Source organism: Falsigemmobacter faecalis (genome assembly GCF_003863335.1).
Classification (GTDB): domain Bacteria; phylum Pseudomonadota; class Alphaproteobacteria; order Rhodobacterales; family Rhodobacteraceae; genus Wagnerdoeblera; species Wagnerdoeblera faecalis.
Genome location: NZ_RRAZ01000007.1, coordinates 11,845 through 24,981 on the forward strand (window position 1 = coordinate 11,845; position 13,137 = coordinate 24,981).

Here is a 13,137-nt window from a genome sequence, read left to right on the forward strand (position 1 = left end):
ACAGGCGGGCGGCCTTTATGACAAAGGGCCGGACGGGCAGTTTTATTTAAAAAGAACAACGACAAAACAGGCGGTCTGCAATGACGGATATGGTGCATGGCACTCTGCCCGCGCGGGCGGGGGATCCGGTTCTTCCGCGCTGGTGGCGCACCATCGACAAGTGGTCGATGGGGGCGGTGATCGCGCTTTTCAGCATCGGTCTTCTGCTGGGTCTTGCGGCCTCCGTGCCGCTGGCAGAGCGCAATGACCAGCCGGCCTTCTACTATGTGACCCGGCAGCTGGCCTTCGGTGGCCTTGCAATTATTGCAATGGTCCTCGTCTCCATGATGGAGCCGCGACAGATCCGGCGTCTGGGGATTGTGCTCTTTGCCTTTACGCTTGTCTCGCTCTTTTTGCTGCCCTTCTTCGGGACGAACTACGGCAAGGGCGCCATCCGGTGGTTCTCGATCGGCTTTGGCTCGGTGCAGCCTTCTGAGTTTCTGAAGCCCGGCTTTATCATCGTCACAGCCTGGCTGATGGCCGCGGCGCAGGATCTGAACGGCCCGCCCGGGCGCGCCTGGTCTTTCGGGCTGCTGATCATCGTGGTGGCACTTCTGGTGCTGCAGCCCGACTTCGGGCAGGCCTCGCTGGTGCTGTTCGGCTGGGGGGTGGTCTATTTCATCTCCGGCGCGCCGATGCGCATTCTGCTGATCGTTGGCGGGTTGATCGCCGCCGGGGGCGTTGTGGCCTATGGCAGCTCGGATCACTTCGCCAGCCGCATCAACGGCTATCTGGCCGCTGAGATCGATCCGCGCACCCAGATCGGCTATGCCACCACCGCCATTCAAAACGGCGGCTTCTTTGGCGTGGGCGTGGGCGAAGGCCAGGTGAAATGGCAGCTGCCCGACGCGCATACCGACTTCATCATCGCCGTGGCGGCTGAAGAATATGGCGTCGTCCTCGTCTCAATCATCCTCTTTCTTTATGCGGCCATCCTGATGCGCTCGCTGATGCGGCTGACGCGGGAGCGCGATCCCTTCATCCGGCTGGCAGGCTCGGGGCTGGCCTGTATCTTTGCGGTTCAGGCCATGGTGAATATGGGCGTGGCGGTGCGGCTTTTGCCGACCAAAGGGATGACGCTGCCCTTCGTGTCCTATGGCGGCTCGTCGGTTGTGGCGGCGGGCATCACGCTGGGCATGCTGTTTGCCATGACCCGTCACCGCCCGCAGGGCCAGATCAGTGATTTCTTCCGCCGGAGGGTCTGACATGAGCCAGGCACCGCTGCTTTTGATCGCCGCCGGGGGAACCGGCGGCCATATGTTCCCCGCTCAGGCCCTGGCCGAGGCGATGATTGCCCGCGGCTGGCGGGTGAAACTCTCGACCGATGAGCGCGGCGCGCGCTATGCCGGCGGCTTCCCCGCCCAGGTCGCGATTGAGAAGGTCAGCGCCGCAACCTTCGCGCGCGGTGGCGCTGTGGGCAAAGCCCTGGTGCCGTTTCGCATCGCGGGGGGCGTGGCGGCGGCCATGGTTTCGATGCTGAAAGACCGCCCCGCGGTGGTGGTGGGCTTTGGCGGCTACCCGTCGATCCCGGCGCTGAGTGCGGCCACGGCGCTGCGCATCCCGCGTATGATCCATGAGCAGAACGGCGTCCTTGGCAAAGTGAACCGGCTCTTTGCAAAACGGGTCCATAAGGTCGCCTGCGGCACCTGGCCCACCGATCTGCCGGCCGGCGTTGAGGGCATTCACACCGGCAATCCGGTGCGCGCTTCGGTGCTGGAGCGGGCGGGCGCGCCCTATATTGTGCCGGGCGATTACCCGATGAACCTGCTGATCATCGGCGGCAGTCAGGGCGCAAGGATCCTCTCGGACGTGGTGCCCGCGGCCATGGCGGCACTTCCCGAAGAGATCCGGCGTAACCTTAACATCGCCCATCAGGCCCGGGCTGAGGATCGCGACCGCGTGGTGGAAGCCTATGCCGCGGCCGGGATCCGCGCCGAGGTGCAGCCCTTCTTCAACGACATCCCCGCGCGTCTGGCCGAGGCGCAATTGGTGATCTCGCGCTCAGGCGCGTCTTCGGTGGCCGATATCTCGGTGATCGGGCGGCCCGCAATCCTGATCCCCTATGCCGCGGCGACCGGGGATCACCAGACCGCCAACGCCCGCGGGCTGGTGACTGCTGAGGCCGCCATTCTGATGCCCGAGGCGCAATGCAGCCCTGCGGCACTGGCGGAGACCACGGCCTTTCTGCTATCGCAACCCGAGGCGGCGCTGCAGATGTCGCACAACGCCCTTACCGCGAGCCGGCCCGACGCCACCGGGACTCTTGTGACCCTTGTCAGTGAACTTGCCAGGACTGCCTGAACGATGAATATCACCGCCACCAAACTGCCGCATGAACTGGGTCCCATCCATTTTGTTGGAATGGGGGGCATTGGCATGTCCGGTATTGCGGAGGTGCTGATCACGCTGGGCTACCGGGTGCAGGGCTCTGATGCGAAGGCCTCTAAGATCACCGACCGCCTGGTTACTCTGGGCGCGGTTTTCTTTGAGGGTCAGCGCGCGGAGAATATCGGCGAGGCGGCGGTTGTGGTGATCTCTTCGGCGATCAAAAAGGGCAACCCCGAGCTGGAAGAGGCCCGCCGTCGCGGCCTTCCGGTGGTGCGCCGCGCTGAGATGCTGGCTGAGCTGATGCGGTTGAAGTCCAATGTGGCGGTCGCCGGGACCCATGGTAAAACCACCACCACGACCATGGTGGCGACGCTGCTCGATAAGGGCGGTTTTGATCCGACCGTCATCAACGGCGGCGTGATCCATGCCTATGGCTCCAACGCCCGGGCGGGGGCGGGCGAATGGATGGTGGTTGAGGCGGATGAGTCCGATGGCTCGTTCAACCGTCTGCCCGCGACCATTGCTATTGTGACCAATATCGACCCTGAGCATATGGAGCACTGGGGCAGCTTTGACGCTTTGCGCAAAGGCTTTACGGATTTCGTCTCGAATATTCCCTTTTATGGTCTGGCGGTCTGCTGCACCGACCATCCGGAAGTGCAGTCGCTGGTCGGTCGCGTCACCGACCGCCGCATCGTGACCTTTGGCTTCAACGCCCAGGCCGATGTGCGCGCGGTCAATCTGACCTATCAGGCGGGTGTCGCGCATTTCGACGTGGCGCTTCAGGGTGAAGGCGAGGGCGAGGTCATCGAGGGCTGCCGCCTGCCGATGCCGGGCGATCACAACGTGTCCAACGCCTTGTCGGCGGTGGCAGTGGCGCGTCACCTGGGCATGTCGAAAGAAGATATCCGCGCCGCGCTTGCGGGCTTTGGCGGTGTGAACCGCCGCTTTACCAAGGTGGGCGAAGTCGGCGGTGTGACCATCATCGACGATTATGGCCACCACCCGGTTGAGATCGCCGCGGTTTTGAAGGCGGCGCGTCAGTCGACCTCGGGCCGGGTGATTGCCGTGCACCAGCCGCACCGCTATTCGCGGCTGTCGAGCCTTTTTGAGGACTTCTGCACCTGCTTTAACGAGGCGGATGTGGTGGCCATCGCCGAAGTCTACAGCGCCGGCGAAGATGTGATCCCGGGTGCCGAGCGCGATGATCTGGTGGCCGGGCTGATCGCCCATGGCCATCGCCATGCCCGGGCAATCCTGGATGAAAGCGATCTGGAGCGCCTTGTGCGTGAGCAGGCGCGGCCGGGGGATTTCGTGGTCTGTCTGGGGGCGGGCACGATCTCGGCCTGGGCCAATGGCCTGCCGCAGCGTCTGGCCTCGTGACTGCGCGACCGGCAGCAATATGGCTTTGATCCTTACCGCAGGCGCGCTCTGGCTGGTGGCTGCTCTGGTGGTGACCTCGCGACGGGGGCTGGCGCTTGGTGGCGCGGCGCGGGTGGCCCTGGTGGTCACCGGCGTGCCTTATCTGGGCTGGGTTACCTATGGTCTGGGCCCGCTGGCGGGGCTGGGCGGGCTTTTGATTGGGGCGGCGGTGCTGATGCGCTGCCGTCTGCCGCGGCTGACCGGGCGGGGCCTGCGCGACTGACGTCGCCTTAGCCGTGGGCAGATGTGTTTGAAAAGACGTTCATAATCAGGACGCCGGTCAGAATGAAGCCGATTCCGATCAGCGCCGGGGCATCAAGTTTCTGACCAAAGACCGTCCAGGCGATCAGCGCGGTCAGCACGATGCCGACGCCGGACCAGATCGCATAAGCGACCCCTAAGGGGATGTGGCGCAGGGCCAGCGACAGCCCGCAGAAGGCGCAGCCGTAGCAGATCAGCATGATCACCGTCGGCCAGAGCCGGGTGAACTGTGCCGATTTCAGCAGGGCGGAAGAGCCTGCAACTTCAAAGGTGATCGCAGTGAGAAGGGCGAGCCAGGAGAGGGGGGGGCAGGGGCCATGCTGATCTCCTCAGGCCTTCGGGACACAGGAGACAGGCCGGGGCGGGCGCTGCCCTCCCCGGACCCCTCCCGGAGTATTTTTAAAAAGCCAAAGCAAAGAAGAACGCCGCCCCCGGGGAGGGGGCGGCGCTTTTGACTTTGGGATCAGCGGGCCGAGACCGGGGTGTAGTCGCGGGCGGCAGCGCCGATGTAAAGCTGGCGCGGGCGGCCGATTTTGCCTGCCGGATCCGAGATCATTTCTTTCCACTGGGCGATCCAGCCCACCGCACGCGAGAGCGCGAAGATCGGGGTGAACATCGAGGTCGGGAAGCCCATGGCCTCGAGGATGATGCCCGAGTAGAAATCGACGTTCGGGTAGAGTTTTTTCTCAACGAAATAGGGGTCTTCGAGGGCGATACGCTCGAGTTCCTTGGCGACCTTGAGGGTCTCGTTGTCGTGGATGCCGAGCAGGTTCAGCACCTCATCAGCCGATTCCTTCATGACCTTGGCGCGCGGGTCGAAGTTTTTATAGACGCGGTGACCAAAGCCCATCAGGCGGAAGGGGTCATTTTTGTCTTTAGCGCGGGCGATGAATTCCGGAATACGGTCAACGGTGCCGATTTCGCGCAGCATCTCAAGGCAGGCCTGGTTGGCGCCGCCATGGGCCGGGCCCCAGAGGCAGGCGATGCCGGCTGCGATACAGGCGAAGGGGTTAGCGCCCGAGGAGCCTGCCAGACGCACGGTCGAGGTCGAGGCGTTCTGCTCGTGATCGGCATGGAGCATCATGATGCGGTCCATGGCCTTTTCGAGGATCGGGTTCACCACATAGTCTTCGGCCGGAACGGCGAAGCACATGCGCAGGAAGTTGGCCGAATAGGACAGCTCATTCTTCGGGTAAACGAAGGGCTGGCCGATCGAATATTTATAGGCCATGGCGGCGATGGTCGGGATCTTGGCGATCATACGGATCGCCGAGACTTCGCGGTGCCAGGGGTCATTCACATCGGTCGAATCGTGATAGAAGGCCGACATCGCGCCCACGACGCCGACCATGGTCGCCATCGGGTGGGCATCGCGGCGGAAGCCGCGGAAGAAGTTGTGCATCTGCTCATGCACCATGGTGTGACGGGTCACACGGTTCTCAAAGTCCTGCAGCTGGGCTGCGGTCGGGAGTTCCCCGTAGAGCAGCAGATAGCAGACTTCGAGGTGGTGCGATTGCTCGGCCAGCTGCTCAATCGGGTAGCCGCGATAGAGCAGTTCACCCTTGTCGCCATCGATATAGGTGATGGTCGATTCACACGATGCCGTCGAGGTAAAGCCGGGATCGAAAGTGAAGACATCCGCCTGGGCGTAGAGCTTGCGGATATCGAGGACGTCCGGACCTGCGGTCGGTGACATCACCGGCACGTCATAGGTCTTATCGTCGAGTGTCAGCTTAGCGATCCTGGTTGGCGTCGACATCCGTGGTCCCTCTTCTTCGGGCCGGGGGGCAGACGTTGTCCCCCGGCGAAAGTCTTGCCGCTTGACGAAGGGCTCAGGCCCCCTCGGGCCAGACCGCAGCCTCCGTCAGCCGCGCGATCGTCTCCTGCCGGCCAAGGACCAGCATCATATCAAAGACACTAGGCGTTACTGAGCGACCTGCAAGAGCTGCCCGCAAAGGCGCTGCGATCTTACCCATTCCCAGCCCGTGTTCGGCGGCGATTTCAGCAACAAGTGCCTCCAGCGCCTCGCGTTCCCAGCTAACACCCTCAAGGCGCGGCGTCAATTGGTTCAGTATACCACGGGATACAGTATCGAGGGCGGCAAGCGCCTTCGGCTCCGGCGAGAGGGGCCGGTCGCTGAGGATATAGGCGGCTTTGTCCAGAAGTTCCGGATAGGTCTTTGCGCGTTCCTTCAGGCTGTTCATGCCCGCAAGCAGCAGCGGTTTTTGCGCCGCAGTCAGGGCGGGGCGTTCCGCGGCGGTCAGGAAGGCTTCGATTTCGCGCAGCAGGGCTTCATTCTCCATGGCAGCGATATGTTGCCCGGAAAGGTTTTCGAGTTTCTTAAAGTCGAGGCGCGCGGGCGCTTTGCCGATTCCTTTCAGATCAAACCATTCCAGCGCCTGAGCGTCCGAGAAGAACTCATTGTCGCCATGCGCCCAGCCGAGGCGGCTGAGATAGTTGCGCATCGCGCAGGCCGGATAGCCGAGGGCGGCATATTCATGCAGGCCCACCGCGCCGTGGCGTTTCGACAGTTTTTTGCCGTCGGGCCCGTGGATCAGCGGGATATGCGCCCAGACCGGCACTTCCCAATCCATGGCGTTATAGACCATCTGCTGGCGGGCGGCGTTGTTGAGGTGGTCATCGCCGCGGATCACATGGGTCACACCCATGTCGTGGTCATCGACCACCACCGCCAGCATATAGACCGGGGTGCCGTCCGAGCGCAGCACGATCATGTCATCGAGCGTCGCGTTTTTCACCCGCACCGTGCCCTGAACGGCATCCTCGATCAGCGTCTCGCCTTCGCGCGGCGCCTTCATGCGGATCACATAGGGGGCATCGGGATGGGTCGCGGGATCGGCGTCGCGCCAGGGGCTTTGGAAGACCGGATAGCGGCCTTCGGCCTTCTCGGCCTCGCGGAAGGCCTCGATTTCGGCGGCGGTGGAGAAGCATTTATAGGCGCGGTCGCGGGCGAGCATCTCATGGGCGACTTCGGCATGGCGGGGCGCGCGCTCAAACTGGCTGATCGCCTCGCCGTCCCAGTCAAGGCCGAGCCAGGTCAGACCCTGAAGGATCGCGGCAGTGGCCTCGGGGGTGGAGCGTTCGCGGTCGGTGTCTTCGATGCGCAGCAGGAATTTGCCGCCACGGCCACGGGCGTAAAGCCAGTTGAACAGCGCGGTGCGTGCGCCGCCGATGTGCAGGTATCCGGTGGGCGAGGGAGCAAAGCGCGTGACCACGGGGCGGGTGTCGGAGAGGTTGGTGGGGCCGGTCATCGGGGGCCTTTCGGTTAACCTTTGAGAAACTATCACAGGCGTAGCTTCGGATATGCCTGTCTAGAAAATTGAGGGGGGCGCGGCAAGTGTCAGGGCAGCGCGGGGGGCAGGGGCAAAGACAGCGCTTCGGCCCTAAACGACAGGGCGGACGGCTGCTGCCCTGGATGCCGCTGCCGGTCGCGCTTGGGATCTGGGCGTGGTTTTCCTGGCCCGGAATGCCGGGGATTTTGCCCTGTCTTGGGGCGGGGGTACTGCTGGTTCTGCCGCCTGCCGCGCATCGGTTTGGTCACTACCGGCTGTTTCTGGCGGCCCTCGCGCTGGCGGCGGCAGCGGCGGGATTTCTGGCGGCAGAGCTGCGCGCCCGAAGCCTTGCCGCCCCGGTGCTGACGGGGCGCTATTACGGCCCGGTGGAGGGGCGGGTGATCCATATTGACCGCAGCGCGGCGGACCGGATGCGGATCACGCTGGACCAGCTGCGCCCCACGGGCCGCGCCAACTGGCCTGAAAAGCTGCGTCTGACGCTTTTGCCCCAGTATGACAGCCAGCCGCCCGAGCCTGGAATGCGGGTCATGACCATGGCCTGGCTTTCCCCGCCGGAGGGACCGGCGGAGCCGGGGGGCTTTAACTTTGCGCGCCACGCCTGGTTTGAGGGGCTCGGCGCGGTGGGATCGGCGCGCAGCCCGGTTCTGATGGTCGCCCCGTCCGCAGAGGCGGGATCGGCCGCGGTGGCGCGCCTCAGGATGCGCCTTTCCGCGGCGATCCAGGCGCGCATTCCGGGAGAGCCGGGGGCCTTCGCCGCCGCCATGCTGACGGGGGACCGCTCTGGGATGGGGGCGGGGGCCGTGGCCGATCTGCGGGATTCGAACCTTTATCATCTGGTCTCGATTTCGGGCGTCCATATGAGCCTGCTGGCGGGCTTCGTCTATCAGGCACTGCGCTTTCTGATCGCGCTTTCGCCTGCGCTGGCGATGCGCTTTGCGGCGCATAAGCTGGCGGCGGCGGCGGCGCTGCCGGTCTCGGTCTTTTATCTGGTGCTTTCGGGCGGCGATGTGGCCACGCTGCGGGCCTTCATCATGGTGACGGTGATGCTGGGCGCGATTCTGGCGGACCGCCGGGCGCTGTCGCTGCATTCGGTGGGGCTTGCGGCGCTCCTTATTCTGATGCTGCAGCCCGAGGGGCTGACCGAGCCTGGCTTTCAGATGTCTTTTGCCGCCACGACCGCCCTGATTGCGGGGCTGGAGGCTTTGCGGAGGCGCGGCCTGCCGCCGAGGCTGGCGCCCCTTTTGCTGGTGGTCGCGGGATCGGGCCTTGCGGGGCTGGCCAGCGCGCCCTATGCGGCGGCGCATTTCCACCGTGCCACGCCTCTCGGCCTGCTCCCGAACCTGCTGGTATCCCCGCTGATGGGCTTTCTGGTGATGCCGGGAGGGGCGCTGATGGCGGTGCTGGCCCCCTTCGGGCTGGAGGCTCCGGCGCGCATGATGTTGGAGGCGGGGACCTGGGCCACGCTGCAGATCGCCGCTTTTGCCGCCGGGTTTGACGGGATGGTGCAGCCCGTGGCGCGCCCGCAGCGCTTTGGCCTGCCGCTGCTGAGCCTGGGTGGCATGATGCTGGTCCTGTCGGCGGGGCGGGTTAAGTGGCTGGGATTTGCGTTTCTGCTGCTGGGCTTAAGTGCGTTTGCGCTGCCCGACAGGCCCGCGCTTCTCGTCTCGGCGGACGGGCGTCTGCTGGGGCTGATGACCCCAGAGGGGCGCGCGCTTTCTCACGCGCGCGGAGCGGGATTTGCCGCGCGGTCCTGGCTCGCGGCGGACGCCGACCGCGCAGCCCCCGCGCGGGCGGCGGCGCGGGCCGGGTTTACCGGCCCCCCGGATGATCGCCGTTTTCATCTGGGCGAACTGCGGGGGCGCTATCTGCGCCGCCTTCCAGAGGGGGAGCTGTGTGAAGGTGTTGATCTGGTGATCCTGACGCTGCCCGCGCCGGAGAACCCCGGCGCCTGCCGTATCTTTGATGCGCTTTATCTGGCGAAGGCGGGGGCTTTGGCCCTCAGTCCGGACGGAGCGGGCGGCGCTCAGGTCCGCCGCGCCCGTGACGCGCCGCCCAAATCCTGGACCCCGGCTCCGCTGCGCTTTCCGTAACACAAGACGGGGCAGGCAGAGCGGTGGCCATACGGTCGATCGCAGTTTGCGAAGGGGGGGGGAAGCCGGTCTGTCAGCGCAGCTTTGCCGGAAAGCGGGGCAGTGTGGTTAAGCCCCGGGGGCTGCTGAACCGCCCCTGCGCCTCGTCCGGGCCCTTCGGAGAGACTGTCACTAAGCGGGCAGGACAGTCCTTCGTTCGGCCGAAGTGACACTCATCTCTCTCTCAAGTCCTGTCCCCCGAGGTCACAGCGATGCCATTATCGCGGCCCCCGCAAGCCTGCGGCTCAGCACAGAGTTCAGCGCTGCAATATCTGCGGCGGGCGAAAGCGCGACCCGCGAGCAGCAGGGACCACTGAAACGGCGACCCGCATGCCGGAGAATCCGGGCGATGCCCCACCCGACCACCGGCAAAAGCGCCCTGCCGGGGGCCTCCCGGCAGGGCCGCCGCGGCTTAATAATTGCGGATCAGACCAACCAGACGGCCCTGAACGCGGACTGCGCCTTCGGGGAGAACGCGGGTCTCATAGGCGGGGTTCGCGGCCTCAAGCGCGATCTGACCGCCCTTGCGGCGATAGCGCTTCAGCGTCGCTTCCTGCTCTTCGATCAGCGCCACGACGATATCGCCGTTGTCTGCCGTGGCCTGCTGGCGGATCACGACGATATCGCCGTCATTGATCCCGGCCTCAATCATCGAATCACCCCGGACCTCGAGGGCGAAATGCTGCCCCCGCCCCCCGAGCATCGAGCCTGGCACCGCCACGTGATGCGAGACATGCGAAATCGCCTCCACCGGCACACCCGCCGCAATGCGGCCCATGACCGGCAGTTCCATCGCATGGATGATCCCGGGCACGGGCGGGGGGCTGGGCTGGGATGAAGGGGAAGGGGCGGGTTCCGCCCGCGCCGCGCGGTTGCGGCTTTCGCGACGCTCCATGGCTTCGGGCAGGCGCAAAATCTCAATGGCGCGGGCCCGGTGGGCGAGACGGCGGATAAAGCCGCGCTCTTCGAGCGCCGTAATCAGGCGGTGAATGCCGGATTTGGACTTGAGGTCCAGCGCCTCTTTCATTTCATCAAAAGAGGGGGGTACACCCTCTGCATCCACACGGCCGCGGATGAAGTCCAGCAGTTCGAGCTGTTTGCGAGTGAGCATCCCGGTCCTCCGGCAGAAGTTTCATCCTGTGTTCTGCCACCGTTCCCGGTTTGTGTCAATCCTGCCTGGGATTTCGGCTTAGATTGGCAGCCAGAGCGCCTGCGCCCCGGCAGCGGCGGCGGGCGCATGAGGCGGGCGCAGCAAAAGCGCATTGGCCTCTGAGAGCGGCACGAGGAAAGCGCTCTCCTGGTTGTCGCCCGCGTAGATGACCGGGCCGGTATCGCCCTCTTCGACCACGGCCCGCATGTAATGCGCCCGATTGCCATTGGCCTCAAGCGGCTGCGCAAGAGCCGCACGGCGCGGCTTCGGTGCGACATCCTGCAGGCCCTGCAGGCGGCGCAGCAGCGGCAGCAGGAAAAGATGGGTGCAGACGATGGCCGAGACCGGATTGCCCGGCAGACCCAGGAAGACCGCGCCGCCAAGCCGGCCCGACATCAGCGGCTTGCCGGGGCGCAGGGCGACCTTGTGAAAGGCCATATCGACGCCCATGTCGCGCGCCACGCCCGCCACCAGATCATGATCCCCCACAGAGGCACCGCCGATGGTGACGATCACATCCGCATCCGCGGCAAGGCCAATGACATCGCGCAAAGCCTCAACCCGGTCGCGGGCCAGCGGCATCAGGCGCACTTTCGCGCCAGCCGCTTCGGCCATGGCTTTGATGGCAAAGGTATTTGAGCAGATGATCTGGTCCTCGCGCGGGGTTTCACCCGGCAGAACCAGCTCATCTCCGGTGGCAATCAGCGCCACCACGGGGCGGCGGGCCACCTGCGGACGGGCCACATTCATCGCAGCGAGCAGCGCCAGATCGGCCGGGCGCAGCAGGCGCGGACCCGAGAACCGGTGCCCGGCTGCAAAATCGGTCCCCGCCCGGCGGATATGCGCGGTGGGGCTGGTCTCAGTGACGGTGATGCCCTCAGGGGTGAGGGTGACGTTTTCCTGGATCACCACCCGATCCGCGCCTTCGGGCAGCGGCGCGCCGGTGAAAATCCGCACGGCCTCGCCGGGGCCGATCCGGCCCGTCCAGGCACCGCCTGCCTGGGCCTCACCGATCACGGTCCGCGTCTCACCGGGCTGCGGATCCCCGGCCACGGCATAGCCGTCCATCGCCGAAGCCGTGAAGGGCGGCTGCGCCCGGGTGGCCTGCACCTCGCCCAAAAGCACCCGTCCCGCGGCATCGGCCAGCGGAACTTCTTCAGAGGCAAGGGGGGCTGCCAGCGACAGCAGCCGCTCAAGGGCTTCGGCGACGGAGATCATTCTGCCTCGTATCGGCCGGATTTGCCGCCTTCTTTGACGCTCAGGTGGATGCCGCCGATTTCCATACTTTTCTCAGCAGCTTTCAGCATGTCGTAAACCGTGAGACCCGCCACCGAGACGGCGGTCAGCGCCTCCATCTCAACCCCGGTTTTCCCGGCGGTTTTTACCGTGGCTTCAATCTGCACGCCGGGAAGCGCGGGATCCGCCGTCAGCTCCAGCGCGACTTTGGTCAGCGGCAGCGGATGGCACAGCGGGATCAGATCGGCGGTCTTTTTGGCCGCCATAATGCCCGCCAGACGCGCGATCCCCAGCACATCGCCCTTTCCGGCGCGACCTTCGGAGACCAGAGCCAGGGTTTCAGTGCTCATCTTCACAAAGCCTTTGGCGATCGCCATCCGCGATGTCTCAGCTTTTTCCGAGACATCCACCATATGCGCCTGACCTGCGGCGTCAAAATGCGTCAGCATCACAGCGCCCCGGTCAGCGGCTGCGCCAGCAGCGCGCGGGTGGCGCCTGCGACATCGGCCTGACGCATCAGGCTTTCGCCGATCAGGAAACGGCGCACGCCATACTGCGCCATATCGGCCAGATCGGCGGGGGTGAAGAGACCCGATTCCGAGACCACCTGACGCTCTTCCGAGACGCGGCGCGAGAGCTGCCGGGTGACATCCAGCGTCACCTCAAAGGTGTGCAGATTGCGGTTGTTGATCCCGATCAGCGGCGAGCGCAGATGGGCGGTGCGCTCCAGCTCGGGCAGATCATGCACCTCGATCAGCACATCCATGCCCAGATCCGTGGCGGCATCTTCGAGATCTTTCGCGAGGGCATCATCGACCGAGGCCATGATGATCAGAATGCAATCCGCCCCCCAGGCGCGGGCCTCCTGAACCTGCCAGGTGTCGTAGAGGAAATCTTTACGCAGACAGGGCAGGCTGCAGGCTTCGCGGGCCTGCACCAGAAAGTCAGGCGCGCCCTGAAAGGAGGGAGTATCCGTCAGCACCGACAGGCAGGCCGCGCCGCCCGCCTCATAGGCCCGGGCCAGAGCGGCGGGGTCGAAATCTTCGCGGATCAGACCCTTGGAGGGGCTGGCCTTTTTGATCTCAGCGATCAGGCCGTAGCCTGCATTGGAGGCTTTGTTCAGCGCTGCGCCAAAGCCGCGCGGGGCGGGGGCTGCGGAGACCTGCGCCTGCAGATCCGAGAGCGGCACGGCGGCTTTCGCGGCAGCGATCTCTTCGAGTTTATAGGCTTTGATGCGTTCCAGGATCGTGGACATGGC

General features: G+C 65.1%; 11 protein-coding genes and 1 pseudogene. 5 read left to right on the forward strand and 7 right to left on the reverse strand.

Features of this window, described 5'->3' with window-relative positions:
- The first annotated feature begins 80 nt into the window (after positions 1-80).
- The 4 genes from EG244_RS06010 to EG244_RS20330 are packed head-to-tail and all read left to right on the forward strand — an operon-like array spanning position 81 to position 4,012.
- On the forward strand, positions 81-1,244 hold the full coding sequence (locus EG244_RS06010; RefSeq protein WP_124964112.1) for an FtsW/RodA/SpoVE family cell cycle protein: 1,164 nt from the start codon (positions 81-83) through the stop codon (positions 1,242-1,244).
- A gap of 1 nt (position 1,245) precedes the next feature.
- Positions 1,246-2,340, forward strand: coding sequence for a UDP-N-acetylglucosamine--N-acetylmuramyl-(pentapeptide) pyrophosphoryl-undecaprenol N-acetylglucosamine transferase (locus EG244_RS06015; protein ID WP_124964113.1), 1,095 nt, complete (start codon positions 1,246-1,248; stop codon positions 2,338-2,340).
- Positions 2,341-2,343: 3 nt separating this feature from the next.
- A complete protein-coding gene (murC, locus tag EG244_RS06020; protein ID WP_124964114.1) occupies positions 2,344-3,750 on the forward strand; it encodes a UDP-N-acetylmuramate--L-alanine ligase in 1,407 nt (468 codons plus the stop codon).
- 19 nt (positions 3,751-3,769) lie between these two features.
- A complete protein-coding gene (locus EG244_RS20330; RefSeq protein WP_158617248.1) occupies positions 3,770-4,012 on the forward strand; it encodes a DUF2484 family protein in 243 nt (80 codons plus the stop codon).
- 7 nt (positions 4,013-4,019) lie between these two features.
- Here the strand turns inward: EG244_RS20330 and EG244_RS06030 are convergent.
- The 3 genes and pseudogenes from EG244_RS06030 to gltX form a co-directional block, all read right to left on the reverse strand.
- Positions 4,020-4,349 (reverse strand): annotated as a pseudogene (locus EG244_RS06030) (DMT family transporter); the annotation flags it as partial.
- Positions 4,350-4,513: 164 nt separating this feature from the next.
- The gene (locus tag EG244_RS06035) at positions 4,514-5,809 is read right to left on the reverse strand and encodes a citrate synthase (protein WP_124964117.1); all 1,296 of its coding nucleotides are present in this window, start codon (positions 5,807-5,809) and stop codon (positions 4,514-4,516) included.
- A 73-nt stretch (positions 5,810-5,882) separates the two neighbouring features.
- Positions 5,883-7,322, reverse strand: a complete 1,440-nt coding sequence (gene gltX / locus EG244_RS06040; RefSeq protein WP_124964118.1) for a glutamate--tRNA ligase — start codon at positions 7,320-7,322, stop codon at positions 5,883-5,885.
- A 164-nt stretch (positions 7,323-7,486) separates the two neighbouring features.
- Between gltX and EG244_RS06045 the strand changes: the two genes are divergently transcribed.
- Positions 7,487-9,454, forward strand: coding sequence for a ComEC/Rec2 family competence protein (locus EG244_RS06045; protein WP_124964119.1), 1,968 nt, complete (start codon positions 7,487-7,489; stop codon positions 9,452-9,454).
- A gap of 451 nt (positions 9,455-9,905) precedes the next feature.
- On the opposite strand, the gene lexA is transcribed toward EG244_RS06045, so the two are convergent.
- The 4 genes from lexA to trpC all read right to left on the reverse strand — a co-directional run bounded on the left by lexA (position 9,906) and on the right by trpC (position 13,134).
- Complete coding sequence (gene lexA / locus EG244_RS06050; RefSeq protein WP_124964120.1) at positions 9,906-10,604, reverse strand: transcriptional repressor LexA; 699 nt, start codon at positions 10,602-10,604, stop codon at positions 9,906-9,908.
- Positions 10,605-10,682: 78 nt separating this feature from the next.
- Positions 10,683-11,861 (reverse strand): molybdopterin molybdotransferase MoeA, encoded by a 1,179-nt coding sequence (locus EG244_RS06055; RefSeq protein ID WP_124964121.1) that lies wholly within the window; start codon positions 11,859-11,861, stop codon positions 10,683-10,685.
- On the reverse strand, positions 11,858-12,328 hold the full coding sequence (gene moaC, locus EG244_RS06060; protein ID WP_124964122.1) for a cyclic pyranopterin monophosphate synthase MoaC: 471 nt from the start codon (positions 12,326-12,328) through the stop codon (positions 11,858-11,860). Before moaC ends, EG244_RS06055 begins: the two co-directional genes overlap by 4 nt.
- Positions 12,328-13,134 (reverse strand): indole-3-glycerol phosphate synthase TrpC, encoded by an 807-nt coding sequence (trpC, locus tag EG244_RS06065; protein WP_124964123.1) that lies wholly within the window; start codon positions 13,132-13,134, stop codon positions 12,328-12,330. The genes moaC and trpC overlap by 1 nt, the downstream gene beginning before the upstream one ends.
- Between the last annotated feature and the right edge of the window lie 3 nt (positions 13,135-13,137).